This is a genomic window from Micromonospora sp. NPDC047670, from assembly GCF_043204915.1.
Classification (GTDB): Bacteria; Actinomycetota; Actinomycetes; order Mycobacteriales; family Micromonosporaceae; genus Micromonospora.
Genome location: NZ_JBIDDA010000011.1, coordinates 75,848 through 100,490, shown reverse-complemented (window position 1 = coordinate 100,490; position 24,643 = coordinate 75,848). Strand labels below are relative to the sequence as shown.

General features: G+C 72.6%; 19 protein-coding genes. 7 read left to right on the top strand and 12 right to left on the bottom strand.

The annotated features are described in order from the left end of the window. Nucleotides 1-23: 23 nt before the first annotated feature. Complete coding sequence (locus ACGF7U_RS24055; RefSeq protein ID WP_393110159.1) at nucleotides 24-953, bottom strand: NAD(+)/NADH kinase; 930 nt, start codon at nucleotides 951-953, stop codon at nucleotides 24-26. 311 nt (nucleotides 954-1,264) lie between these two features. Here ACGF7U_RS24055 and ACGF7U_RS24050 point away from each other — a divergent pair, with 311 nt between their 5' ends. The 4 genes from ACGF7U_RS24050 (at nucleotide 1,265) to ACGF7U_RS24035 (ending at nucleotide 5,034) form a co-directional block, all read left to right on the top strand. Next, the gene (locus tag ACGF7U_RS24050) at nucleotides 1,265-2,053 is read left to right on the top strand and encodes a sugar phosphate nucleotidyltransferase (RefSeq protein WP_393110157.1); all 789 of its coding nucleotides are present in this window, start codon (nucleotides 1,265-1,267) and stop codon (nucleotides 2,051-2,053) included. A gap of 11 nt (nucleotides 2,054-2,064) precedes the next feature. Next, nucleotides 2,065-3,072, top strand: coding sequence for an SDR family NAD(P)-dependent oxidoreductase (locus ACGF7U_RS24045; protein WP_393110155.1), 1,008 nt, complete (start codon nucleotides 2,065-2,067; stop codon nucleotides 3,070-3,072). A gap of 67 nt (nucleotides 3,073-3,139) precedes the next feature. Next, entirely contained in the window at nucleotides 3,140-4,126 is a 987-nt protein-coding gene (locus tag ACGF7U_RS24040) for an NAD-dependent epimerase/dehydratase family protein (RefSeq protein ID WP_393110153.1), read from the top strand. Nucleotides 4,127-4,128: 2 nt separating this feature from the next. Continuing rightward, nucleotides 4,129-5,034 (top strand): NAD-dependent epimerase/dehydratase family protein, encoded by a 906-nt coding sequence (locus tag ACGF7U_RS24035; RefSeq protein WP_393110151.1) that lies wholly within the window; start codon nucleotides 4,129-4,131, stop codon nucleotides 5,032-5,034. Nucleotides 5,035-5,043: 9 nt separating this feature from the next. On the opposite strand, the gene ACGF7U_RS24030 is transcribed toward ACGF7U_RS24035, so the two are convergent. After that, nucleotides 5,044-6,342, bottom strand: a complete 1,299-nt coding sequence (locus ACGF7U_RS24030; protein ID WP_393110149.1) for a lipopolysaccharide biosynthesis protein — start codon at nucleotides 6,340-6,342, stop codon at nucleotides 5,044-5,046. A 575-nt stretch (nucleotides 6,343-6,917) separates the two neighbouring features. Here ACGF7U_RS24030 and wzy point away from each other — a divergent pair. Beyond that, a complete protein-coding gene (wzy, locus tag ACGF7U_RS24025) occupies nucleotides 6,918-8,510 on the top strand; it encodes an O-antigen polysaccharide polymerase Wzy (RefSeq protein WP_393110147.1) in 1,593 nt (530 codons plus the stop codon). Between the two features lie 39 nt (nucleotides 8,511-8,549). On the opposite strand, the gene ACGF7U_RS24020 is transcribed toward wzy, so the two are convergent. From ACGF7U_RS24020 to ACGF7U_RS23990, 7 genes are all read right to left on the bottom strand, one after another. After that, nucleotides 8,550-9,830, bottom strand: a complete 1,281-nt coding sequence (locus ACGF7U_RS24020; RefSeq protein WP_393110145.1) for a glycosyltransferase — start codon at nucleotides 9,828-9,830, stop codon at nucleotides 8,550-8,552. Nucleotides 9,831-9,864: 34 nt separating this feature from the next. Further along, nucleotides 9,865-11,055: a glycosyltransferase gene (locus tag ACGF7U_RS24015; RefSeq protein WP_393110143.1), complete on the bottom strand. Its 1,191-nt coding sequence runs from the start codon at nucleotides 11,053-11,055 to the stop codon at nucleotides 9,865-9,867. 8 nt (nucleotides 11,056-11,063) lie between these two features. Continuing rightward, the gene (locus tag ACGF7U_RS24010; RefSeq protein WP_393110140.1) at nucleotides 11,064-12,290 is read right to left on the bottom strand and encodes a glycosyltransferase family 4 protein; all 1,227 of its coding nucleotides are present in this window, start codon (nucleotides 12,288-12,290) and stop codon (nucleotides 11,064-11,066) included. Between the two features lie 38 nt (nucleotides 12,291-12,328). Further along, the gene (locus ACGF7U_RS24005) at nucleotides 12,329-14,200 is read right to left on the bottom strand and encodes a polysaccharide biosynthesis protein (RefSeq protein ID WP_393110138.1); all 1,872 of its coding nucleotides are present in this window, start codon (nucleotides 14,198-14,200) and stop codon (nucleotides 12,329-12,331) included. Between the two features lie 149 nt (nucleotides 14,201-14,349). Then, nucleotides 14,350-14,994 carry a NeuD/PglB/VioB family sugar acetyltransferase gene (locus tag ACGF7U_RS24000; RefSeq protein WP_393110136.1) on the bottom strand — a complete coding sequence of 215 codons (645 nt, stop codon included), beginning with the start codon at nucleotides 14,992-14,994 and terminating at the stop codon, nucleotides 14,350-14,352. After that, nucleotides 14,991-16,139: a DegT/DnrJ/EryC1/StrS family aminotransferase gene (locus ACGF7U_RS23995; protein ID WP_393110134.1), complete on the bottom strand. Its 1,149-nt coding sequence runs from the start codon at nucleotides 16,137-16,139 to the stop codon at nucleotides 14,991-14,993. The genes ACGF7U_RS24000 and ACGF7U_RS23995 overlap by 4 nt, the downstream gene beginning before the upstream one ends. Further along, on the bottom strand, nucleotides 16,136-16,849 hold the full coding sequence (locus ACGF7U_RS23990) for a sugar transferase (RefSeq protein WP_393110132.1): 714 nt from the start codon (nucleotides 16,847-16,849) through the stop codon (nucleotides 16,136-16,138). The genes ACGF7U_RS23995 and ACGF7U_RS23990 overlap by 4 nt, the downstream gene beginning before the upstream one ends. Nucleotides 16,850-17,084: 235 nt before the next feature. Between ACGF7U_RS23990 and ACGF7U_RS23985 the strand changes: the two genes are divergently transcribed. Next, the gene (locus ACGF7U_RS23985) at nucleotides 17,085-18,029 is read left to right on the top strand and encodes a DUF389 domain-containing protein (protein WP_393110130.1); all 945 of its coding nucleotides are present in this window, start codon (nucleotides 17,085-17,087) and stop codon (nucleotides 18,027-18,029) included. Between the two features lie 6 nt (nucleotides 18,030-18,035). Here ACGF7U_RS23985 and ACGF7U_RS23980 read toward each other — a convergent pair whose 3' ends face one another. Then, nucleotides 18,036-18,467 carry a hypothetical protein gene (locus tag ACGF7U_RS23980; protein WP_393110128.1) on the bottom strand — a complete coding sequence of 144 codons (432 nt, stop codon included), beginning with the start codon at nucleotides 18,465-18,467 and terminating at the stop codon, nucleotides 18,036-18,038. Between the two features lie 654 nt (nucleotides 18,468-19,121). After that, nucleotides 19,122-21,614 carry a Tex family protein gene (locus ACGF7U_RS23975; protein ID WP_393110127.1) on the bottom strand — a complete coding sequence of 831 codons (2,493 nt, stop codon included), beginning with the start codon at nucleotides 21,612-21,614 and terminating at the stop codon, nucleotides 19,122-19,124. A 134-nt stretch (nucleotides 21,615-21,748) separates the two neighbouring features. On the opposite strand from ACGF7U_RS23975, the gene ACGF7U_RS23970 reads away from it, so the two are divergent. Beyond that, nucleotides 21,749-23,260 (top strand): deoxyguanosinetriphosphate triphosphohydrolase family protein, encoded by a 1,512-nt coding sequence (locus tag ACGF7U_RS23970; RefSeq protein ID WP_393110125.1) that lies wholly within the window; start codon nucleotides 21,749-21,751, stop codon nucleotides 23,258-23,260. 42 nt (nucleotides 23,261-23,302) lie between these two features. On the opposite strand, the gene ACGF7U_RS23965 is transcribed toward ACGF7U_RS23970, so the two are convergent. Beyond that, nucleotides 23,303-24,451, bottom strand: coding sequence for an MBL fold metallo-hydrolase (locus tag ACGF7U_RS23965; RefSeq protein ID WP_393110123.1), 1,149 nt, complete (start codon nucleotides 24,449-24,451; stop codon nucleotides 23,303-23,305). Nucleotides 24,452-24,643: the final 192 nt, after the last annotated feature.

Below are 24,643 nucleotides of genomic sequence, written 5' to 3'. Positions count from 1 at the left end.
GCCGCAGACGCGGGTGGGGCCGGTCAGCGCGGCGGGGGCAACTCGCGGCGGTTGAGCTTCTCGCGGAGACCCTCGGGCAGCAGCTCGCGGAGCTGCTCCGGCAGCAGCGGCAGGTCCAGCAGGCTCAGCTTGAGCTGGCTGCGCTCCTGGTAGCGGCGCGGGTCCAGACGGACGACGAGGCCGGCGTCGCGCCGGTAGCGCACCTGAACGGTCCCCTCCGTCGCGGCGTCCCGGATCACCACGCCGTCCACCTCCACCGCGACGGGCCCGGAGCCCTCCCGCAGATCGAGGCGGATCGTCTCGTGGGGGGAGAGCACCACCGAGCGGGAGATGCCGGCCATCGGCGCAGACGGGGTCACCACCACCGCGTCGGTGGCCGGGGAGATCAGCGGTCCGCCGGCGGCGTAGCTGTAGGCGGTCGAGCCGGTGGGGGTGCTGACCACCAGCGCGTCGCAGCGGTAGTACCCGTACTGCTGCCCGTCGACGGCGAGGGTGGCGTCGACGAAGCCGGCACCCGGCTGGCGGATCAGCGCGATGTCGTTGAACGCGACGAGGTCGTCGCCGCAGACGTCGCAGGCCAGGCAGCTGTGGCTCTCCACCGTGAAGTCGTGCGCGACCAGCCGGTCCAGCGCCGTCGGCAGCTCCGGCGGCTCCACCTCGACCAGGAAGCCGAGCTTGCCGACGTGCACGCCGAGCACCGGCTTCGGGTCGTGGACGGCCGAGCGCAACGCGCCGAGCATCGTCCCGTCCCCGCCGATGGCGATCAGCGCGTCCGAGCGGACGGCCACCTCGCCCACCGGCAGCGGCTCGACCGTGGCGGGCACCCGGTGCCGGTCCTCCGCGCGTACGGCCAGGGACATCCGGTGCCGGGCGGCCCAGTTCACGATCGTGTCGACCACCGCGGAGACGTCCCGGGTGGGGTGCAACACCAGCCCGAGCCGGCTCCGATCCATGCCTACAGCTCACCACATCCGGGCGCGTCCGGACGGGCGTACGGGAAGGCGCGCCGGCGGTCCGGGAACCGTGGCGCACCCCGTGTGTCGGCCACCGGCTTGACCGATCCGTCAGCGTTCGGTTGGTTCCGGTCTGCCGGGCGGCGGTCGGAGGGTCGCGGCCCGGCCTGTGACGCGGGTCGCCCATTGTCCTTTTTGCGTGACTTAGTGGCTGCCGGCTCGTTGTCCCGCCTGACCGGTCGCCGAGACATGGTGGCGTCACCGGCCGGTCTCGAGCGGGGTCGACGAGCGGGTCGGGGAGAGGAGGGGTGATGCATGTAGTGATCATGGCGGGTGGCAAGGGTGTGCGGCTTCGGCCCTACACGTCCGTGCTGCCGAAACCGTTGGTGCCCATCGGGGGCAACTACGCGATCCTGGAAATCATCCTTCACCAGTTGGCCGCGCACGGGTTCACGCGCGTCACGTTGGCGATCAGCCACCTGGGCTCGCTGATTCGAGCCTTCGTCGGCGATGGCTCCCGATTCGGTCTGTGCGTGGACTACATGGAGGAGCGGGCTCCGCTCTCGACCATCGGCCCGTTGTTCGGTATGCGGCAGCAGCTGCCGGAGCACTTCCTCGTCATGAACGGCGACGTTCTCACGAATCTCGACTATGCCGACCTGCTGCATTCTCATTCCCGCTCGGGCGCCCCGCTGACCGTGGCCACCTACCGCCGCAGCGTAAAGATCGACTTCGGGGTGTTGGAGGCCGAGGGCGACAAGGTCGTGAAGTTCAGCGAGAAGCCGGTGCTGCACTACCGGGTCAGCATGGGGGTGTACGGCCTCTCCGCCCGAACGATCGCGGAGTATCCGGTGGGGCGCTCCTTCGGGTTCGACGAACTGGTCCTGGACCTGCTCGACAAGGGCGATCCTCCGGTCAGCTACGACTTCAACGGCTACTGGTTGGACATCGGTCGACCGGAGGACTACGACGAGGCCAACCGCTCCTTCGACGAGATCGAACCGATACTCCTGCCCCAGGGATCGGCGTTGACCGGGCCGCAGCACCGCAGCGTGGTCGACCCCGTTGCACTTTCCGACGTACCGACATCAGCAGAGTAGGAGCAGGCTGGATGCGCACATCACCGGACGCTGGACTGGTCGCGGTCACCGGCGCGGGTGGCTTCATCGGCTCGCACCTCGTCGAGGCGCTGGTCAACCGCGGTCATCGGGTTCGCGCCTTCGTGCACTACAACGGCGCCGGAACGTACGGGTGGCTGGACACGCTCGGGCCCGACCAACTCGCGGGCGTGGAGGTCGTCGCCGGCGACGTGCGGGACCGGGGAATGGTGCAACGTCTGGTGGACGGGGTGGACGTCGTCTACCACCTGGCCGCCCTGGGCGGCATTCCCTACTCCTACCTGGCCCCCCAGTCCTACGTCGAGACGAACATCGTGGGAACCATGAACGTGCTCGAGAGCGCACGGACGATCGGGACGCCCAGAGTGGTCGTCACCTCGACGAGCGAGGTGTACGGCACGGCGACGACGGTGCCGATGACCGAGTCCCACCGCCTGCGCGGTCAGTCCCCCTATGCCGCGTCCAAGATCGGCGCCGACAAACTGGCCGAGAGCTACCATCTCAGCTTTGGCCTGCCGGTGGTCACGCTGCGGCCGTTCAACACGTACGGCCCCCGTCAGTCGACGCGAGCCGTGATCCCGACCATCATCAGTCAGCTTGCCGGCGGTGCCACGTCGATCGAACTCGGCGCCGTCGACACGACGCGGGACCTTCTCTACGTCGGTGACACGGTGGCCGCCTTCATCGCGGTCGGGACGGCGCCGGCGGACCGGGTGGTCGGCCAGGTCTTCCAGGCGGCAACCGGTCGGGAGACCGCCATCGGCGAGCTGGTCACGAAGATCGGGGCCATCTTCGGGACGCAGCCCGAGGTCGTGGTCTCGGACGCCCGGCTCCGGCCAACGGGATCGGAGGTGGAGCGGCTCCTCGGTCACAACGGACTGCTTCGCGCGCAGACAGGCTGGCAGCCGACGATGTCCGTCGACGACGGGCTGAAGGCCACCGTGGAGTGGTTCCTCGACCCCGTGAACATCGGCCGGTACCGCGCCGACCGTGCCATCTGACCACCGGGGCGCACGCCTCGACCGCCGGCCTGGCGTCGCGCCGGCCGGCACCTGACTGGGAGCAGCAATGAAGATCGTGGTGACGGGTGGTGCGGGGTTCATCGGCTCGAATCTGATCGACGCCCTCACCAGGGTCCCGCAGGTCACGGAGGTTGTCGCCGTCGACGACCTCTCGACCGGGTCCTTGGACAACCTGCGGGACCTGCCGGTCCAGTTGTTCACCGGCACGATCCTGGACGCAGACCTGCTCGACAAGGCGCTGGCCGGAGCGGCCAGCGTGGTGCACCTCGGCGCGCTGGGATCGATTCCGAGGTCGATAGACGACCCGGTGCGTAGCCACCACGCGAACGCGACCGGCACGCTGATGGTCCTCGAAGCCGCACGGCGCCACGGAGTCGGCCAGGTCGTACTCGCCTCGTCGTCCTCCGTCTACGGGGCGAACCCGGTGCTGCCCAGGCGGGAGACGCTCCGGCCGATGCCGTTGTCCCCGTACGCGGTGTCCAAGCTGGCGACGGAGGCGTACGCCAACGCGTACTCCTGCTGCTACGGGATGTCGGTGCTGCCGTTCCGCTTCTTCAACGTGTTCGGTCCGCGCCAGGCGGCGAACCACGCGTATGCGGCGGTGGTACCGCGTTTCGTCGACGCGGCACTCTCGGGGCGACCGCTGCTCGTCTTCGGCGACGGTAGGCAGACCCGTGACTTCACCTATGTCGGCACCGTCGTGACGGTGATCATCGATGCCGTGCTCCGTCGGGTGTCGACGCCGGACACGGTGAACCTGGCCTTCGGCACGCGGACGTCGTTGCTCGAACTGATCAGCGAGCTCGAACGCGCCCTGGGGCAGTCGGTGGTGGTTCGCCACGAACCGCCCCGTCCCGGTGACGTGCGTGACTCACAGGCCGACTGCACCCGGCTGCGGGAACTCTTTCCCGACGTGTCCGCCACGCCCCTGGCCGACGGGCTTCGGCTGACGGTCGACTGGTACCGCGCACGCTCGAAGCCAAGGCAGGACGTGACGGGCGCTCTGCCGTTCGCGCAGGCCCGGCGACACTGAGGGTGGGCATCGACACGCCGCGCGTCCTCCTGTTCGGTGCCTCCGGCTTTCTGGGACGGCACATCAGGGCGGCGCTGGCCGCGGAAGCCACGCTGCTCTGCCCGTCCCGGGCGGAGTGTGACCTGCTCGACGTCAGCGTCGACGCACTCACCGGGTTGGTGCGCGCGACGACGCCGAGCGCGGTCGTCAACTGCACCGGCCGGGTGGGGGGCAACGGGGACCTCATGGTGCGGGCGCACACTCTGGTGACCGCGAAGCTCATCGAGGCGGTGGCCCGCGGCGCGCCCGGGGCTCGACTGATCCGGCTCGGTTCCGCCGGAGAGTACGGGCCGGTGCCCATCGGCCGTCCGGTTCCGGAGACCCAGCCCGGCGATCCCGTCGGTGCGTACGGGCTGAGCCACCTGGCGGCGACTCGTCTGGTGGAACTGGCGGTCGCAGCGGGGCGGGTGGACGCGCTCGTGCTGCGGGTCTTCAACCCCATCGGTCCGGGCATGCCGGAGCAGAACGTGCTGGGGCGAGCGACACGGCTGCTGCGCACGGCCCTCAGGTGCGGCTCTGCCGAGATTGTGCTGGGCCCGCTCGACGCGTGTCGCGACTTCGTGGACGTGCGAGACGTGTCGATGGCGGTGCGGGCGGCCCTGCGGGCACCCCTGCTGCGGCGGCCGGTCGTCAACGTGGGCAGCGGTACGGCGGTCCCGATCCGACGCGTCGTACGCATGCTCGCGGCGGTTGCCGGTTACGACGGCGTGGTCACCGAAGCGGCGCCACCGCCCGACGCGGCGCGTTCGGCCGGCGTGCCGTGGATGTGCGCGGACATCTCGGCAGCCCGGGAACTCGGCTGGACGCCCTCCTACGATCTCGCCGACACGGTGAAGGCGATCTGGGTGGCGGATTCCGGCGTCTCCTAGGCGGCGCACTCACCGTGGAGACGTCGGGACGGGGACGTTCCCCTCGTCGAACCCCGCAGCCGCCCCCACCCCCACCGCCGCGTCGTGACCGACGGGAGACAGCGCATCGCGCCGCGCGGCGACTCGGCGACGCAGGAGGATCACCGCGGCGCCGGACAGGCCGGCGTACAGCAGGACCGACGCCCATGCGGCGCCGTACGCGCCCCATTCCCGCGCCGCCAGGACGAACAACAGCACCGCGGCTCCCATGCCGGCTGCGCCGACCCGGCCCGCCGTGCCCATCCAACCGCCGCCCAGCAAGCCACGGCTGGCGACGGCGAAGGGTGCGAACAGGAGTTCGGCGACGAGCAGTACGAGCAGCAGTGGCTTCGCCTCGGCGAACGAGGGACCGAAGACGGGTGTGATGAGGAACCATCCGGCGACGGCCACCGGAAGACCCGTCACCAGCGAGGCGAGGACGGCACGCAGCACGGCGCGATCCACGTCCGACCTCCCGCAACCGAGGGTGACCTGCCGGTACGTCACCTGGCCGATCGCCGCCGGGACCACCCGCGGTGCCTCACTCAACGTCGCGGCTGTCGAGTAGACGCCGACCACGCCGGCGCCGGCGACTCCGCCGAGGATGTAGCGATCCGCCCGGAGCGCGAGCGCCAGTCCCACCGTGAGGTAGAGCGACTGGACTCCCGACCGGAGGAGCCGGCTCAGCTCGCGTCGGTCGGGTCTGCTGAGCAGAAGCAGTCCGACCGAGTGGAGGTGCGCCGTCTGCGCCGCAGCGACCGCAGTCATGCCGGCGGCCTGACCCAGCAACAGCGACTCGGCGGTGCGGGTCAACAACACCGCGGCCAGTACGAGCCCGACGGTCCCGCCGGCGGCGATTCCGGCCGCCCAGGCGCTCCCCGCCCTGAACCGCCCGGCGGCGTACCAGGCGTCGGGAAACTGGACCAGCGCGATCTGTCCCAGTGTCGCCACCAGCACCGCGGCGAGGAACGCCGGTGCGGCGAGCCCCGCGTCGATGGCCAGTCCGCACGCCCAGCACGCGAGGAGCGCCAGGACGCTGCCGAGGACCGTGGTCGCCGCGGAGAGCCAGGTGTAGGACGCCACCAGCCTGAGACGGGCGACCTCGTCGTCGAGCGTCGGTAGGCGTGCCCTGAGGGCGTGTGAGGCCCCGAGCCCGGCCACGAGGGCGGCGATGCTGGCGCTGGTGGCGCCGATCACCATCAGGCCCCGGTCGTGGGGTCCCAGCAGGCGGCTGGCCAGGATGGCGCTGACCGCCAGGTTGCCCGCCTGGGCCACGCTCGAACCGGCCATGGACGTCAGCGTGCGCTTCATCGCCGGACTGCCCGCAACCGGTCTCGCACCCGACCCGCGGCTGGATCGTTGAGGGAGAGGGAGCGTCGCGCACCGGCGGCAAGGGCGGGCTGGCGGGCGACGGCCACCGGGCACTCCACTGTGACGAGGCCGCCGCATCGACTCACCTGAGTTCGGCGGAATGCGCTCAAGGCGTTCCCTCCCGGAACGTACGCGAGGTGTGTCCTCCGAATCAACGGCTCGTGCCGGGAATGGATGCGGTCAGCGAGGAACATTGCGCCGTTGATACGCCGCCTCTTCCCGCAGTTCTCCGACTCTTGTGCCCAGCCGGACGTCGAAACGCAAGCGAGCGACCGTCACAAATTCCCGGTCTTGGCAAACGCGGGTGGCTGAACTTCCTATTCTGATACAAACATGCAGGGGCGTGGCTCCGTATGTGGCTCTGCCCGCCGAACCTCGCGGCCGACCGCAGAAATCGGCGTTCGAATTGTCGACCGAACCCGCCCGCCCGCCGCGATCCACCGCCGGCCTTCGTGGTGCGGCCCACTCCAGTCACCGACCGAAGGGACTCGACCATGGAGGTCCTCGCCATGCCGACCGCACCACCGGCCGCGGCCTCGGGGCACCGGCGTGAAAAGGTCGGCAGCGCGGATACCGACGTCATTTCCCCCACCGGTGTCCGACCTGACGCCATGGCCTGGGTCGCGCTGACCCAGCTGGCGCTGGTCGCCCTCTTCTACGACCTCCTGCTGGCCTCACCGAGGCTCGCCGCCGGTGCCGCGGCAGTCGTCGCCGTCGCGGACACCGCGATGCTGATGCGCCTTCGGGGAAATCGCCAGGTGAGCCTGGGGTCGATCTTCCTCGCCGTCTATGCCGTGTTCCATGTCGGCCTGGCGCCGTACCTGGTCCTCGGTGTCGTACCGGAACTGCTCACCAGGAACACCGGCGATCCGTTGACGTGGCTGCTGTCGCCGCAGATCGCCGCCGCGTTGACGTTGGTGATCATCAGCATGTCGGCGTTCGTGTTGGGCTACGCGCTCGTCGCCTCCCGTCGGAGGCCCGGCCGGCACAGCCGGTCCGCCGCTCTCGCCGCCGACCGCTCAGGATCGTCGGTCATGGTCTGGGTCGGACCCATCCTGGTCCTCGTCGGGGGGGTGCTCCTCCTCGGTGTGGTCCTGTCGGAGGGGCTGAGTGCGCTGGGCGCCGACAACTTCGCGTCGTTCCGGAACGACGAGCACAACCCCCGACTGGCGTGGGCATCCCTGTTTCTCGGAATCGGCATGGCGGTTCTCGGCACCAGTGGCCGGTTGAGCCGATCCCACTGGTGGGCCCTGGCATTTCTTCCGCTCGTCGCCATCCCGCTCGCCATCGGACTCCGGAGCGCGACCATCTTCCCCCTGGCCGCCTTCCTGGTCGCCTGGGCGAGACGGCACAGGGTGCGGGTACGACTGTGGCACGGGGCGGTGGTCATCGCGCTTCTCACCCTGGGTTCGGTCATTCGCCAGGCGCGTGAGGGGGGCGCGGGCGGCTTTCGCCTGACGAGTGCCTCGCTCAATCCCTTGGACGGCCTCGCGGAGTTGAGCGCGACGCTGCGGACCGTGGTGGTGGTCCGGGAGTGGCGCCAGGTCGAGGATCAGCCATTCGCCGGCTGGGGGACCTACTGGGCGCCGGTGGAACGTCTCATCGGTCGCGTCTTCGGCCTGGACGTCACGCCTGCCGCCCTCGACGACCGGAACCTCTCCACCGCATTCCTGACCCGTCCGGACCTCGGCCCGATCGGAGGTTCGCCCACCGCCGAGGCATATCGCGCGGCCGGGGTGGTGGGCGTCGTCGTCGTGCTGGCACTGATCGGGGCGTTCATCGCCTACCTGGACGGGAGACGGTCCGGCTCGATCTGGGAGTACGCGGTAGGGATGATCGGTTACGTGTTGCTGGTCTGGAGCCGCAACAACTTCACACCGGTCGTCGCGCAGGCCGGGCTCTGTCTGGCCATCATCCTGGTCGCGCGCTGGATCGGCGCGCAACGGCTCAACCCTGCGGCCGGCACGCAGCTCGTCGGGGCCGTCCCCGGCGGACCGGCAAAGGCCCACCGGCGCTCGACGCGTCCACCCGGCGGCCGTCGGCGCCGGGACGCGGCGGCGCGGGGGCACCGCGTGGCACGGCGGTGACGTCAGCGCGGTACGCGGTGACGCCAGTCTTCGGCGTCCTCAGGAATCGACGCCGGACCGCTGCCAGAGTCGCCGCCACTCCGTGGCGACGCTCTCGACCGTGAAGGGCGACGTCCGCAGGGAACGGCTGAGTTCCCTGCGGTCCTCGGCGTCCATCCCGGCCTGTTGCAGGGCGGCATCGGCCCAGACGTCCGGGCCCGCCGACAGCGGGATCGGCACCACGCCGCGGACGTGGGTGGAGACCTCCCGGAGAGTGGGCAGATCGGTCGCCACGACGGGCACGCCGGCGGCCACCGCCTCCAGGATGACGCCGGGCAACCCCTCTCTCACGGACGGCAGCAGCAGTACGTCGGAGGCGGCCAGCACCGACGCGATCTCCGCGACCTCGCCGGCCAGGACGGCATGGGGGTCGGTGAGGACATCCGGATGTCGACCGGTGATGTCGTCGACGCCGCCCGGCCCGGCCACGAGCAGTCTGGTGTCCGGTCGCAGCGCGCGCGCGGCGTGGTAGACCTCGACGAGGAAGCCCCGGTTCTTCTCGGGTGCCGACCTGCCCAGATAACCGAGCACGGGGACGTCCGCGGGGATGCCCCAGTGCTGGCGCGCGGTACGTCGGTCCCACCCCTCGACGCGGTTGGGAGCGACCCCGTTCGGCAACACCCGGTACCGGGGATCGTGGGGCCGTGCGCCGGCGAAGTCCGTCGCGGCCGGCGTCACGCCCAGCACATCCGTCGCGACCTGTGGCAGCAGCCACCTGAGCAGCTGACGTTGGGTCCTGCGTCGCCGGGTTCCCGGTCGTCCGTCGCCCTCGCTCGACAGCCGCGCCACGCGCACCGGGACACCGTTCACCCGGGCCGCGAGCAGGACCAACGCGCTGGTCAGGCTGATGTGGGAAACGACCACGTCGGGACGTAGCGACCGCAGACAACCCCACATCCGTACGGGGAACGAGTGCCTCGGTAGCAACGGCAACTGGAGGACGGAGGCACCGGCGGCCCGGAACTCCCCGGCCAGCGTGCCCTCTCGTCCGGCGAGCGTGACGAAGGTCTGGTGGACCTCCGAAGGCGGTATCACCCGACAGATGTCGAGCGACGACGTCTCGACGCCGCCTCTGTCGAGGCAACCCAGGACGTGGACGACGCGGACGGCGCGCCGCTCGACGTTGGACGAGTCCCCGGGTGCCGGCGTCTGGTGCGATCGGCCGGCGCCCGGACCGGCAGTCCCCTCCGCACGCGCCGGGACGGCCGCCTGGTATCCGCTCCTGCTGCGGCTCGGTCGGTCGGCGTGCGGTAGGGGAGGCGTGACGGATCCGCTTGACATGACGCACCTTTCCTCGACGGCGGGTGCGGCGGGCTCAGCGCGAGCGCGCCAGGTCGTTGCTGGTCGTGGCCTGGCGTACCGCCCGGTAGAAGGCTTCGCGCCGGGGTGCGAGAGAGTCCCGGGAGTACCGCCGGGCGCGAGTCAGGTTCCTCGCGGAGGCGGCGGTCATCCGGCGCGGATCACCGAGCATGCCGGCGACGGCCGCCGCGAGGGCCTCGGGGTCGTCTGGCCCGACCAGGTCTGCTGGTTCCAGGAGTTCCGGAATGCCACCCACCCGGGTGCCGACGGCGGGCAGGGCGCGGGCCATGGCCTCGATGAGTGCCCGGGGCAGCCCTTCCGTGCGTGACGGCATGACGAAGAGGTCGGCCGCGTCGAGCTGCCGCCGAACGGCAGTGCCGGGCGGACACCAGCCCTCGAACCGGACCCGGTCGGCGACGCCGAGGCGTTCCGCCAGGCGTTCGAGATCGGGCCGGTACCGGCCCGTGCCGAGGTGGATCAGGCGCGCCGGCGCGCCGGCGCGGTTCAGCCTGGCGAGCGCCTCGATGAGCACGTCGATGCCCTTGTACAGCTGGTCCATCGTGCCGATCGAGATCAACGTGGGCTCGGCGTCGCCCCGGTGCGTGATCACGCGTGGCCGTTCGACGAACGCGTCGACGGGCAGGTCGATGCTCGAGATCGCGGCGGTCGGGACGTCCGGACCCGCCGGGTACCGGGCCTGCAGGTGGGACTCCGTCACGTACGAGGCGGCGACGGCGGACCGGCACTCCCGGCGGAGGCGGTCGGCGAACCGCCTCCGCAGCAGCGGGCGAAGCGGGTGCCGGAGCACGCCCGGGGCGAAGACGTCGTACGGGTCGCCGACCACCTCCAGCGCGTACGGCAGGCGCTGGCGATCGCGGTGGGCCGCCAGACGGGTGCCGATCGGGGAGGGCACCCGCAGGATCACCGCGTCGTCCCGATCGGCGGCCGACCGCAGCACCCTCCCGATCGCAGCTCGGGTGGCCAGGTACTCCCGTGCCCCGACGTAGTACGGCACCGGCCAGACGTGGACCCCACTGCCGTCGGTGCGGACGGCCTTCGCTCCGGGGTCCGCGGTGTCCCGTACCCGCGCCACCACCCTCACCTCGTCGAAGACCGACAGGTACCTGGTCCAGAAGCGGTACGCGGGGCCGTCCGACGTCCAGACCGCCCCGTCGGGAGTACGGCTGAACCGGGCCTCCGTGCTCACCACCACTCTCACCGGCGCCCCGCCGGGGTGGCTACCGTCTCGCAGACGCCGGCGACCTGCCGAGCCGTGCGGCGGTTGTCGAACCTGTCGACCATCAGCTGCCGGGCGGCCCTGCCCCGGCTCGCCAGCGTGCCCGCCTCGAACTCGTCGTACGCGTCGGCCAGGGCGGCCGCGAGCGCCGCCGCGTCGTCGCGCGGCACGATCCAGCCGGACCGCTCGTCGACGGTCTCGGGAAGCCCTCCGGCGTCGCTGACGATGCTCGGCACCGCCATCGCTCCCGCCTCGACCGCCGCCCCGTGGCTCTCACTCAGGGACGGGCTGACGCTGACGTCGGCGGCCTGGTAGCACGGCCGGACGTCGGGGACGGTCTCCAACCAGGTGATGGTCGGATCGTCCGCGACGCGGAACCGCTCGACCAGTTCCGCGCGATACGTCGCCCCGGCTGCCGTCCAGCCGCCGCCGACCAGCAGCAGGTGCGCTCGCGGGTGTCGCCGGCGGAACATCCCCCATGCCTCCAGCAGGACGTCGTGGCCCTTGATGCCACGTCCCGCGTGCACGAGCCGCTTCGGCGGGTACACGTACGCGACCATCACCGCCAGGAACGCGTCCCGGGGGATCCCCAACTCGGCCCGGGCCGCCGCCCGTTCCTCGGGCCCGGTGCCGGTCGGGTCGAACGCGCTGGTGTCCACCCCGTAGGTCGCGACCGCCCGACGCCGGGGAGGGCAGCCCAGCGCCGCGTACCGTTCGGAGGCGTTGCGGCAGCCGCAGACGATGACGTCGTCCATCCGCCACAGCAGCCGCTCGGCCGCCCGGATGAACGGCGAGTCCAGGTAGAGCGGACCCGCCACGGTGTGGACCCGGCGCAACGGCAGCCCGACGGTGGCCAGCCGCGCCACGTACGCGGAGGCGATCAGGTGGTACTGCAGGACGTCCGGGCGCAGCCGGCGCATCAGGCGGCGTAGGCGCCACAGCCCGGCCACCATCGACGGGCCCGGCCGGAAGGGGAACGGAGACTCGACCACCTCGAACCGGCGCCTACGTAGCTCGGTGGTGAGCCGGCCGTCCCCGGGCGGGAGCACCACGACCACCTCGTGCCCGCGCTCGCGCATCGCCTCCACCTGCGGCAGGATCCATGTCCCGCCGCTGTTCGTCTTGATCAGGACGGCGATCCGGAGTCGCCGGGTCGCGGGCTGCGTCTCCTGGTTCCGGACTCGCTTGTCGTCGGTCGCTGTCACCTTGGGGAACTCCCTTCGTCACGGCTGCCGCCGACCCGTCAGCGGGGCAACGGTGCCCCTCGGGGATGGTCGAGGACCGCGCCGACCGGCTGGCCGCAGAGGCGGGCGAGCTGCGCGATGACCTTGTCGGTGTCGTCGTACGGGTCCAGCCCGCTGACCTCCATCGGGTCCAGCGTCGGCACCGTGACGTGCGAGACCAGCGGATGCAGTGGCCGGGTGTCGATCTCACCGGTGCCGAAGAGGTCCTCGTGCAGCTTCTCGCCGGGTCGCAGCCCGGTGTAGACGATCGGCACCGAGCTGTCCGCCTGCTCGGCCATCTGTCGGGCCAGGTCGGCGATGCGCACCGGCTCGCCCATGTCCAGCACCAGTGCCTCGCCGTCGCGGCCGATCTCGGCGGCCTGCAGCACCAGGTGCACCGCCTCCTGCACGGTCATCAGGTAGCGAGTCACCTCCGGGTGGGTGACGGTCAGCGGCCGGCCGGCCTCGATCTGCCTCTGGAAGGCAGTCACCACCGACCCGCGGCTGCTCAGCACGTTTCCGAACCGCACGCTGAGGAAGGTGCCGGGAAACCGGGAGGCGGCGTGGGCGGTCAGCCGTTCCGTGATTCGCTTGGAGTAGCCGAGGACGCTGATCGGGTCGGCGGCCTTGTCGGTCGAGATGTTCACGAACTTGGCCACGTCGCGGCAGGCGTCGAGCACGGACAAGGTGCCCCAGACGTTCGTCTTGACCGCCTCGCCCGGGTGCCGTTCCAGCAGGGGGAGGTGCTTGAGCGCCGCCGCGTGGAAGATGATGTCCGGACGGCGTTCCTGGATGATCCTGCGGATGCCCTCGTCGTCACGCAGGTCGGCGAGGATCAGCTCCGGTCCGTCCAGCAGGGCCCGGCCGGAGAGCGACATCTGGAGGCTGTGCAGGGCGGACTCGTCGCGGTCCAGCATCATCAGTTCGCCGGGATCGGCCTTCATCACCTGCCGGCACAGCTCGGATCCGATCGAGCCGCCGGCGCCGGTGACCAGGATCCGGCGGCCGGCGAGGCTGTTGCCGCTCAGTGGCAGGTCGGTGACCACCTGACGGCGACCGAGCAGGTCGCTGATCTTCACGTCGCGGACGTCCGTGACCGTGATCCGGTGGTCGACCAGGTCCCGCACCGGTGGGAGCACCTTGAACGCCGCGCCCGTCTCGAGGGTGGCCTCGCGGATCTGGCGGATCAGGGCGGCGTCGGCGTTGGCGACCGAGAAGATCACCGTGCTGGCGCCGGTACGGCGGACGGCTGCGCTGACGTCGTGCCGTCCACCCAGGACCCGTACTCCGCCGATGCGCAGGTCGCGCTTGTCCGGATCGTCGTCCAGGGCCCCGACGGGCAGGTAACGCCCTCGGGGGTCGCTGAGCATCGCCCGCAGCAGGCCCTGCCCGGCGTCGCCCATCCCGAACAGCAGTACTGGTGTCGCCGACCGGACGTCCGGACGCATGGCGAGATCGCGGCGGTGCCGGTACGCGAATCGGGCGGCGAACATGAACAGCAGGGCCAGGGCGCCCCCGACCAGCGGAGTGCTCGCCGGCACCGGACGGTCCGCGGACGGGAGCAGGCCCAGCAGCACGATCCCGGCCGTCGTGATCGCCGTGCCGGTGACGCCCTGTACCTCCTGAAGGCTGCCCAGTGGATGACGTCCGGAATAGAGCCGGCGGAGCGCGGCCACCGCCACGTGCACGACCGCGGCGACCGCGCCGATGCCGGCGGCCCGTGCCAACAGACCGGGCGGCGGTTGGAACTCGTAGCGGGTCCACGCGGCCGCGACGAAGCCGATGAGCCACGCGACGGTGTCGGTGGCGAGGAAACCGACGGCTCGGCGGCGGGCCCGGGCTCGGCGTGTCCCTTCGTCTGTCCGTCGCGGGCTGTCCGTGTCCAGCGGCATGAGTGCTCCTTGTTCCGTCTCCGGCCCATTCCGCTCGCGGCGGAAGGAATTTGTCCCGTTCAAGCTTCTTACACCGCTAACGTCACTTTTGGCCGTTTTCTGAATCGTCGGCCGAACATCCGATGGCTCGGGTCAGAGGGGGGACCGGGTCATCGGGCCGGCACACCCTTCACCACGACGTCCGGGGGAACGTCCCGAACGACACAGGCGCCGGCCCCGACCGTGCTGTCCCGACCGACGTGCAGGCCCTGGAGCACCGCGGCGGTGGTGCCGATCAGCACGCCCTCGGCGAGGTGGCAGTCGCCGGAGACCGCGGCGAGCGGGTTGACCGAGACGTAGTCGGCGAGCGTGCTGTCGTGGCCGACGGTGCAGTTCTGGTTCAGGTGCACGTGCCGGCCGATGGTCACGTTGGTGGTGACGCGCGCCCCGGCGAACGCGACGAACCCGGGGCCGTGCGCGGTGTCCGGTCCGATGGTGGCCGCCGGGTGCACCAGGCTGGCGGCGGGAAGGCCGTAGCCGTCGAGACGGTGTCCCACGGCGCGTCTGACCCGCGGATCGCCGATGCCGATGACGTGGTGGGTGTCGACTGGCGCGTCGCGCAGCCACGCGAGCCCACCGAGGTAGGGCACATCGAGGCCCTGCACCCGCTTGAGGTTCTCCTCGCTCGGCCGGTCGTCGACGAAACCGAGCACTCGCCAGCGTGGCCGACCGGCGTCGGCGTCCATCGCCCTGGCGATGGTGAGAACCTCCCGGCCGTGGCCGCCGCAGCCGACGACCACCAGTGGAACCGTCACGCCGTCGGCGCTCCGGCTCGGGCCGTCAGGAACTCGTCGATCGCCCCGAGCACCCGCCCGATCTGCCCCTCGTTCAGGGCGCTGCCACTCGGCAGGGCGAGTCCGTCGGTGAAGAGCGCGTCGGCTGCGCCGGTGAGCACGCTCTCGGCTCCGGCGTAGACAGGCTGGCGGTGCATCGGCTTCCACACCGGGCGGGTCTCGATGTTGCGGGCGGCGAGATGGGCCGCGAGCTCCGTGGCCCGCCAGCCGGACCGGTCCGAGTCCACGCGGACGCAGGTCAACCAGCAGTTGCTGCCCGCGTCCTCCGCGCCGATCAGTTCGACGCCGGGCGCTGGCGCGAAGAGCTTGGCGTAGTGGTCACGCAGTTGCCGACGACGGGCGATCATCCCGTCCAGCCGCACCAGTTGGGCGCGGCCCAGCGCGGCCAGGAGGTTGCTGAGCCGGTAGTTGTACCCGACGTCGCGGTGCTCGTAGTGGGGCGTCGGCTCCCGTGCCTGGGTGGCCAGGTGTCGGGCCCGCGCCAGCAGCGTCAGGTCGTCGGAGACGAGCATCCCGCCCCCGGAGGTGGTCATGATCTTGTTGCCGTTGAAGGAGAAGGCGCCGATGCGGCCGAACGAACCGGCGGGTCGTCCACCGTGGCTGGAGCCGAGCGCCTCCGCGGCGTCCTCCACCACCGGCACCTCCGCCTCGGCGCAGACCGGCAGCAGCGCCGCATAGTCCGCGCAACTGCCGAACATGTCGACCGGTACGACCGCGCCAACACGGTGGCCGTGCGCGCGCAACCGGCGCAGCAGTTGGGCCACGAGATCGACGTCGAGGTTGCCGGTGCGCGGGTCGCAGTCGACGAAGACCGGCCGGGCGCCGGTGTAGCGAACGGCGTTGGCCGTGGCGACGAAGGTCAGTGTCGGCACGACGACGACATCGCCGGGCCCGACACCCACACCGAGCAGGGCCAGGTGCAGGGCGGCCGTACCGGAACTCACCGCCACCGCCCCCCGGGTGCCGACCCGCTCGGCCACGTCGCGTTCGAACGCGTCGAGGTCCGGACCGACCGGCGCGACCCAGCCCGACCGCAGGGCGGCGAGCACGTACGACTCCTCCAGCGGTCCCACATCGGGCGGCGAGAGGTAGATGGTCCTGCTCATCGGGTACCTCCGGGTCGTGTCGTCATGCCCGGTGTCCGGTCCTGTCGTCCGGGCGCCGACCATTGCGGCGTGCCGAGGAACTCCGGGGCGGTGGCGGAGCCCTCCGCGGAGATCCCCTCCCGGCGCAGCACGGTGCGGACGGTCGCGAGGAGGATCGACAGGTCGAGCCGGAGACTGTGGTTGTCCACGTATCGGACGTCGAGGTCGAGCTTCTCTTCCCAGCTGAGGCTGTTGCGTCCCCGCACCTGGGCCAGCCCGGTGACGCCCGGCCTGACCTCGTGCCGCCGAGCCTGTGTGGGGGAGTAGCGCTCGAGATACTCGGGTAGCAGCGGGCGAGGGCCGACGAGGCTCATGTCCCCACGCAGCACGTTCCAGAGTGTTGGTAGTTCGTCCAGGCTGGTGGCCCGCAGCCAGCGCCCCAGCGGAGTGAGTCGATCACCGTCGCCGACCAGGCCCCGGGACGGGGCCGGCGGCAGCATGGTGCGGAACTTGACCAGTTCGAAGGGGCGGCCGTGCAACCCGGCCCGGCATTGCCGGAACAGCACCGGCCGACCGAGTCCCACCGCGACCAGGACAGCCACCACCCCCAGCACCGGCGCGGTGAGCACCAGAAGCACGGCGGCCACGACCGCGTCGAGGATCCGCTTGCCCCGGTCCGACCCGCTCTGCCGGCGCGGCGGGCGTTCGGGCGCGTTCACGAGACCAGACACCGCCACCGTTCCGACCTCCCGTGAGCAGCCGCCATCGTACAAAAGGTTCTATCAGGCAGAGACACCGCGAAGACCCTCAAAGCAGACAGCGGCGACGTAACCCGTCGGATCAACCCCAGAAGTCCGGTTGAGGAAACGGCCGCGAGCAGGCCATTCGTGGCCCGCCCCCGGAGGGAGGCCGTCCGCCTGCCATCGGCAGTAGAGTGCTCGACGGCCGAGAGCGAGGGGGAGGGCCGTGCTGCACCTGAGGGTGATCGCTCCACCGGACCAGTCCGCCGCGGTCGCCGACCTGCTGGCCGCCGACCCCGGGGTGACCCACCTGGCCGTGCTCGCCGGCGCGGCCCGCCAGCCCGCGGGCGACCTCATCCTCTGCGACGTGGTCCGGGAGAGCGCCGACAGCGTGCTGCGCGACCTGCGGCAGCTCGGCGTGGAGGCACGGGGCGCCATCGCGGCCGACGACGTGGAGCTGACCATCTCCTCGGCGGCGGACCGGGCGGCCCGGACCGCCCCGGGCAGCGGCGCGGACGCGGTGGTCTGGGACGAGATCGCCGCCAAGACCGGCGAGCAGACCGAACTGTCCGCCACCTACCTCGTGCTGATCACCGTCGCCACCATGCTCGCCGGCATCGGCGTCCTGCTCGACCAGCCGATCCTCATCGTCGGGGCGATGGTCGTCGGGCCGGAGTTCGGTCCCCTGGCCGCGCTCTGCGTGGCGCTGCTGCGCCGCCGGGTGTCGGTCATCGCCCGGTCGGTGCAGGCCCTGGTGGTCGGTTTCCTCGCCGCCATGGTGGCCACCGTGCTCAGCACCTGGGCGCTGACCGCCGCCGGCCTGGTCGACCGCGGGATGCTGCTGGCCGATCGCCCGCTGACCGACTTCATCTGGCGGCCGGACGCGCTCTCCTGGGTGGTCGGTCTGCTCGCCGGCGTGGCCGGCATGCTCTCGCTGACCTCGAAGAAGTCCGGCAGCCTGGTCGGCGTGCTGATCTCGGTGACCACGGTGCCGGCCGCCGCGAACGTGGCCGTCGCCGCCGCGTACGGCGTCTGGCACGAGGCGGCCGGTTCGGCCCTCCAGTTGGTGATTAACCTCTGCGCGATCGTGCTCGCCGGCCTGGTCACGCTGGTGGTGCAGCAGTCGTGGTGGTACCTGGCCCGACGCCGCCCCGGGCTCGCCCGCCGCTGACCCCGGTCAGGGCCCGTCGTCGCCGTCGAGCCGGCGGGCGAGCAGGGTGCGCAGTGGGATCGACTCGCCGTCGCGGCCGCCCGCGCCGACGACCAGGGGCGGCGGGCTGGGCTGCGGCTCGGCCCCGAGCAGCCGGGCGCGCAGCCCGCCCGGCACGGTCAGCAGGTGGAATCGCCCCGCCACGTCGACCGCCCGGGTCCGGGCCCGGTCGACGTACCAGCCGCGCAGCCGCGTGCGGTAGCGGCCGCGGCCGTCGTAGGCCCGGGCGGCGAGCCGCTCCGTGGGCAGCCCGCGCCGGGTCGCCTCGACGACGAACCAGGCGACGAGTTTCGCCGCCTCGGCCTGCTCGGCCGCCCGGCGGCGCTCGTCGGCCGCCGCGTGCGCCCGCACCGCCCGCTGCTGCCGCTCCCGCCACTCCCGGCCGTCGTCCTCGTCCACGACCGCGACGGTACGCCCCGCCGCCCGCCACCTGAAAGCATCCGGCCCGGGTCCCACCCGCCGCTCCGGCGAGACAACGGCTGGTCGAGGGGGTGGCCGCCTGTGGCCGGCCAACGGGCGGTCGAGGGGCGGTCAGCAAGCGGTCAGCGGGCGGTCGAGGGCGGTCGAGGGCGGTCGCACGTGGCCGGTCAGCGGCGGTCGAGGGGCGGCCGCTGCGTGGGGGCAGTGGTGGCCGGCGAGCCGGCCCGCGGGCGAAGGGCTCACACGACGCTGTCGAGCTGAGTCGTTTGCGACATCAGGCGGTTGCCCGGATCGTCCTTGCGTGAATCGTCTACGACATCAGCTCGACAGCGTGCCACGGGTGGGTCTCTCAGAACCGTCGACGAACGATCGGTCCCATGCGTCCACGCGCGCGGCCCCGATGCGCCCCCGAGCACCCCTGAACGCCGCCGAGCATCCCCGAGCGCCCCGAGCGCCCCGAGTGCCCCGAGCGCCCCGAGTGCCCCGAGTGCCCCGAGCGCCCCGAGCGCCCCCGCACACCGCGGGGGCGTGACCCCGCCGGCACGACCCGATCCGCTGCCCGACCGGCGGCCAGCCGACCAGCCGGCGGACCGGTCGACCGGCGGACCGGTCGACCGGCGGACCGGCGGGACCTCAGGCCAGTCCGGCCCGGCGCAGCGCGTCGGCCATGGCGTCGTTGGCCGGCGCCGGCCCCGCTCCGCCACGGCCCTGCCGCGCCGCCCCGCCCCGACCGCCGCCGTGCCCTGGCTGACCGCCCTGACCGCCGCGCCCGCCGCCCTGGGCACCCCGGCTGTCGCGCCCGCCGCCCTGCCCCGGCTGACCGCTCTGACCGCTCTGGCGGCCCTGACCGCGTCCGCCGCCGGGGCCGCCCTGACCGCCCCGCGACGCGCCCCGGTCACCGCGTGCTCCGCCCTGCCCGCCGCGCCCGGCGCCCGCCTCCGCGTCGTCCTCGAGCCGGAGGGTGAGCGAGATCCGCTTGCGGGGCACGTCGACGTCGAGCACCTTGACCCGGACCACGTCGCCGGACTTGACCACCTCGCGCGGGTCCTTGACGAACGTCCGGGACATGGCCGAGACGTGCACCAGACCGTCCTGGTGCACCCCGACGTCCACGAACGCGCCGAACGCGGCCACGTTGGTGACCACGCCCTCCAGCACCATGCCCGGGGTCAGGTCGCTGATCTTCTCCACGCCCTCGACAAAGGTGGCGGTGCGGAACTCCGGACGCGGGTCCCGCCCGGGCTTCTCCAACTCGGCGAGGATGTCGGTGACGGTGGGCAGGCCGAAGGTGTCGTCGACGAAGTCGGTGGCCCGCAGCCCACGCAGGATGGTGCTCCTGCCGATCAGCGAGCGCAGGTCCTGCCCGGTGCTGGCCAGGATCCGGCGCACCACCGGGTACGCCTCGGGGTGCACGCTGGAGGAGTCCAACGGATCGTCGCCGCCGGGGATGCGCAGGAAGCCGGCGCACTGCTCGAACGCCTTCGGGCCGAGGCGGGGGACCTTCCTCAGCTCGGCGCGGGTGCGGAACGGCCCGTTGGCGTCGCGGTGCAGCACGATGTTCTCCGCCAGCCCGGCGCCGATGCCCGACACCCGGGTCAACAACGGCGCGGAGGCGGTGTTGACGTCGACCCCGACCGCGTTGACGCAGTCCTCGACCACCGCGTCCAGCGACCGGGAGAGCTTCACCTCCGACAGGTCGTGCTGGTACTGGCCGACCCCGATCGAACGCGGGTCGATCTTGACCAGCTCGGCGAGCGGGTCCTGGAGGCGACGCGCGATGGAGACCGCGCCGCGCAGCGATACGTCCAGCCCGGGCAGCTCCTGGGCGGCGTACGCGGAGGCGGAGTAGACCGACGCGCCGGCCTCGGAGACCACCACCTTGGTGAGGTTGAGCTGCGGGTGCCGCTTGATCAGCTCGCCGGCCAGCTTGTCGGTCTCCCGACTGGCGGTGCCGTTGCCGATGGCGACCAGCTCGACGCCGTGCGCGCCGGCGAGCCGGGCGAGGGTCTCGATCGAGGCGTCCCACTGCCGGCGCGGCTCGTGCGGGTAGATCGTGTCGGTGGCGACCACCTTGCCGGTGGCGTCGACCACGGCGACCTTCACGCCCGTACGCAGGCCCGGGTCCAGGCCCATCGTGGGCCGGGTGCCGGCCGGCGCGGCGAGCAGCAGGTCCCGCAGGTTGGTGGCGAAGACCCGCACCGCCTCCTCCTCGGCCGTCTGCCACAGCCGCATCCGCAGGTCGGCGCCGAGGTGGATGAGGATCCGCGTGCGCCACGCCCAGCGCACCGTGTCGGCCAGCCACCGGTCCGCCGGCCGGCCCTTGTCGGTGATGCCGAACCGCCCGGCGATCGCCGCCTCGTAGCGGCTCGGCCCGGTCGGCACCGCGTCGGCCTCGCCGGCCTCCTCGGGCTCCATGGTCAGGTCGAGCACGCCCTCCTTCTCGCCCCGGAACATGGCCAGGATCCGGTGCGAGGGCAGCTTCGGGTACGGCTCGGCGAAGTCGAAGTAGTCGGCGAACTTCGCACCGGCCGACTCCTGCCCGTCGCGTACGCGGGAGACCAGCCGGCCCCGCGACCACATCTGCTCGCGCAACGTGCCGATCAGGTCGGCGTCCTCGGCGAACCGCTCGATGAGGATGGCCCGGGCGCCCTCCAGGGCGGCGGCGGGGTCGGCGACGCCCTTGTCCGCGTCGACGTAGCCGGCGGCGGCCTCCCGGGGATCCTGCGAGGGGTCGGCCAGCAGCGACTCGGCGAGCGGCTCCAGCCCCGCCTCGCGGGCGATCTGCGCCCGGGTCCGGCGCTTGGGCTTGTAGGGCAGGTAGATGTCCTCCAGGCGGGACTTCGAGTCGGCCGCCATGATCTGCGCTTCCAGGGCCTCGTCGAGCTTGCCCTGACCGCGGATCGACTCCAGCACCGCCGCGCGCCGCTCGTCCAGCTCGCGCAGGTAGCGCAGCCGCTCCTCCAGGGTGCGCAGCTGGGTGTCGTCGAGCAGGCCGGTGGCCTCCTTGCGGTACCGGGCGATGAACGGCACGGTGGCGCCGCCGTCGAGCAGCTCCACGGCCGCCCGTACCTGACGCTCGGCGACGCCGAGCTCCTCGGCGATCCGCTGATGAACAGAGAGGGTCACGATCTCGATCCGCCTTCGGTGTGGGTTCCGCTGTGCATTGTGCCGGCCCGGACCGACGGCCGTCGCCGCCCCCGCCCCGGCGTGCCGGCGGTGACCCTCGGCACGCCGGCACGCGCTGCGCTAGCGTGGCGATCATGGAACCTCCCGCGGACCCGCGGGCCCGGCGGCTCTTCGGCGGCAGCGCCCGGGCCCTCGGCGACCTCGCCGCCAGCCCCTTCCGGGCCGACCGGGACCGGATCGTGGCCTCGCCGTTCTTCGCCCGGCTGAACGGCGTGACCCAGGTGGTCAGCCCCGGCGGCTCCGGCCTGCTGGTGCACAACCGGCTGACCCACAGCCTCAAGGTCGCCCAGGTGGCCCGGGCGATCGCCGAGCGGCTCACCGCCGACGGCGAGCACCGGGACCTGCTGGAGAAGCTGGGCGGCTGCGACCCGGACGTGGTGGAGGCCGCCGCCCTCGCGCACGACCTCGGCCACCCGCCGTTCGGGCATCTGGGGGAGCGGGTGCTGGACCGGCTGGCCCGGCAGCGGCTGGGGCTCACCGACGGCTTCGAGGGCAACGCCCAGTCGTACCGGATCGTCACCAGCACCGAGATCCGCGGCGCGGCGACCACCGGCCTGGACCTCACGGCGGCGGTGCGGGCGGCCATGCTGAAGTACCCGTGGACGCGGCTGGACCACCCGGATCCGCACCCCCGGCTGATGGACCCGCCGCCGCGCGGCGCCAGCCCACCGCCGGACGACCCGGGCAGCGGCTCGTCGAAGTTCGGGGCGTACCGGACGGAGGTCGACGACCTGCGGCAGGCCCGGGAGCCGTTCGCCGGCCGCATCCCGGACTGGCAGCAGACCGTCGAGGCGTCGGTGATGGACACGGCCGACGACGTCGCGTACGCGATCCACGACGTGGAGGACTTCTACCGGGTCGGGGTGCTCCAGCAGGGCGCGGTGGCCGCCGAGCTGATGGCCTGGCAGCGCGAGAGCGGGCACTTCCGGGCCATCACCGACGCGGCGCTGGCCGCCGCGGCCCGCCGGCCCGGCTCGGCGATCGAGCGGCTGCGCCGGCAACTGCACCGCAAGGACGCCTGGATCGCCGACGACGACGCGTTCGCCGCCGCCGTCGAGCACGTCCGCGAGGAGTTGGTGGAAGGGCTGCTGGCGATGCCCTTCGACGGCTCCATCGAGGCGGAGCAGTACGTGGCCCGTTTCTCCGCCCGCTGGACCACCCGCTTCGTCGACGCGATCACGGTGGTCGAGCAGCCGTCGGTCCGCTCCGGCCACGTGCAGCTCGCCCCGGCCCAGTGGCACGAGGTGCAGGTGCTCAAGTTCGTCCACCACCGGTTCGTGCTGGCCCGGCCGGACCTGGCCCTGCACCAGCGCGGGCAGGCCCGCCTGCTGGGCACCCTGGTGGAGGCGCTGCTGGACTGGCTGCTCGACCCCGAGGAGGAGTCCCGGCTGCCGCGCCGCCTGCACGACCTGGTGGAGCTGGCCGAGGCGGAGCTGCACCCGCGTACGCCGGACCGGATCGGCAAGGCCCGCGGGCGGGCGATCGTCGACTTCGTCGCGCAGCTCACCGACGGCCAGGCGGTCGCCATGCTCGACTCCCTGTCGGGCCGCTCCGGCGCGCTCTGGACCGACGCCTTCGTCCTCTGAAGGGCGGCGCCGCCGGCCGGAGCGGCAGCACGCCCGCGCAGGTCAGGCGACCGCCTGCCACCAGCCGTCGACGGCCGGCGGGTCGTCCACCGTCACCCGCTCGCCGGGGCGGGGCACGGCCAGCCGTACGTCCCGGGCCTTCGCCTCGGCCCAGATCCGGTCCACCGGCTCGGACCAGTCGTGCAGGGCGAGGTTGAACGTCGCCCAGTGCACCGGTAGGAGCAGCCCGCCGCGCAGGTCGAGGTGGGCGGCGACGGCCTCCTCGGGGAACATGTGGATGCCCGGCCAGGCCCGGTCGTACGCGCCGATCTGCATCAGCGTGACGTCGAACGGCCCGTGCCGCTCGCCGATCTCCGCGTAGCCGTCGAAGTAGCCGGAGTCGCCGGTGTAGAAGACCTTCCGGTGCGCGCCCGCCACCACCCAGGAGCTCCAGAGGGTGCCGTCGCGGCGCAGCCCCCGGCCGGAGAAGTGTTGGGCGGCGGTGGCGGTGATCTCCAGCCCGGCCACCCGGTGGCTCTCCGACCAGTCCAGCTCGACGATCCGTGCCGCCGGTACGCCCCACCGGTCCAGGTGCGCGCCCACGCCGAGCGGCACCAGGAACGGCGCCGACTGCAGGGCGGTCAACGCCTGGACGGTCGCCATGTCGAGGTGGTCGTAGTGGTCGTGCGAGATGAGGATCGCGTCGACCGGGGGCAACTCGTCGAGGCGGACGGGCGGCTCGTGCAGGCGGCGCGGGCCGACCAGCGTCGACGGGGAGCACCGCTCGCTCCACACCGGGTCGAGCAGCACCTTGCTGCCCTCGATCTCGATGAGCGCGGAGGCGTGGCCGTACCAGACGACGTTCAGCTCGCGCGCGGCGTCGGCGGCCGGGGCGGCGGCGCCCGGTCGCAGCAGCGGCACGGGCGCGCTGGGGCGGCGCTTCTGCTTGCCGAAGATCAGCTCCCGGATCAGGTTGCGGTCCGGGGCGCCGGCCATCGAGCGGGTGCCGCCCGGGTTGCGGAAGGCGCCGTCGCGGAACTGCGGCGAGCGCGCCGCCCGCTCCGCCCGCGCGCCGGCGAGCCGGCCGCCGAGCGCCGCCGGCACGTCCCGGGCCGCCCACGCCAGGCCGGCCAGCGCGGCCAGCCCCGCCGCCCCGCGCAGCCGGCGCCCGAGCGCCCCGTCGAGTCCCGTGCGTTCCGCTGGTGCGCCCATCGCCGTCCCTCCGCCGTGTCCCGTCGTACACGGTAGCCCGGCCTCCGGCGGGGCTGCCGGCGGTGGGGGGGGCCCCGCCCCCCCGGGGGGGGCCCCCCCCCCCCGCGCGGGGGCCCCCGGCCCGGGGGGGCCCCCGGGGGCGGGGGGGCCCGGGGCCCCCCCCCCGGGGGGGGGGCGGCCCCCCCGCGCGCG

Excerpts from the sequence above, each read along its gene's own strand:
- ACGF7U_RS24055 (WP_393110159.1), bottom strand. The coding sequence starts at position 953 with ATGGATCGGAGCCGGCTCGGGCTGGTGTTGCACCCCACCCGGGACGTC.
- ACGF7U_RS23965 (WP_393110123.1), bottom strand. The coding sequence starts at position 24,451 with ATGGGCGCACCAGCGGAACGCACGGGACTCGACGGGGCGCTCGGGCGC.
- ACGF7U_RS24020 (WP_393110145.1), bottom strand. The coding sequence starts at position 9,830 with ATGTCAAGCGGATCCGTCACGCCTCCCCTACCGCACGCCGACCGACCG.
- ACGF7U_RS24045 (WP_393110155.1), top strand. The coding sequence starts at position 2,065 with ATGCGCACATCACCGGACGCTGGACTGGTCGCGGTCACCGGCGCGGGT.
- wzy (WP_393110147.1), top strand. The coding sequence starts at position 6,918 with ATGGAGGTCCTCGCCATGCCGACCGCACCACCGGCCGCGGCCTCGGGG.
- ACGF7U_RS24050 (WP_393110157.1), top strand. The coding sequence starts at position 1,265 with ATGCATGTAGTGATCATGGCGGGTGGCAAGGGTGTGCGGCTTCGGCCC.
- ACGF7U_RS23970 (WP_393110125.1), top strand. The coding sequence starts at position 21,749 with ATGGAACCTCCCGCGGACCCGCGGGCCCGGCGGCTCTTCGGCGGCAGC.
- ACGF7U_RS24030 (WP_393110149.1), bottom strand. The coding sequence starts at position 6,342 with ATGGCCGGTTCGAGCGTGGCCCAGGCGGGCAACCTGGCGGTCAGCGCC.
- ACGF7U_RS24005 (WP_393110138.1), bottom strand. The coding sequence starts at position 14,200 with ATGCCGCTGGACACGGACAGCCCGCGACGGACAGACGAAGGGACACGC.
- ACGF7U_RS23995 (WP_393110134.1), bottom strand. The coding sequence starts at position 16,139 with ATGAGCAGGACCATCTACCTCTCGCCGCCCGATGTGGGACCGCTGGAG.
- ACGF7U_RS24040 (WP_393110153.1), top strand. The coding sequence starts at position 3,140 with ATGAAGATCGTGGTGACGGGTGGTGCGGGGTTCATCGGCTCGAATCTG.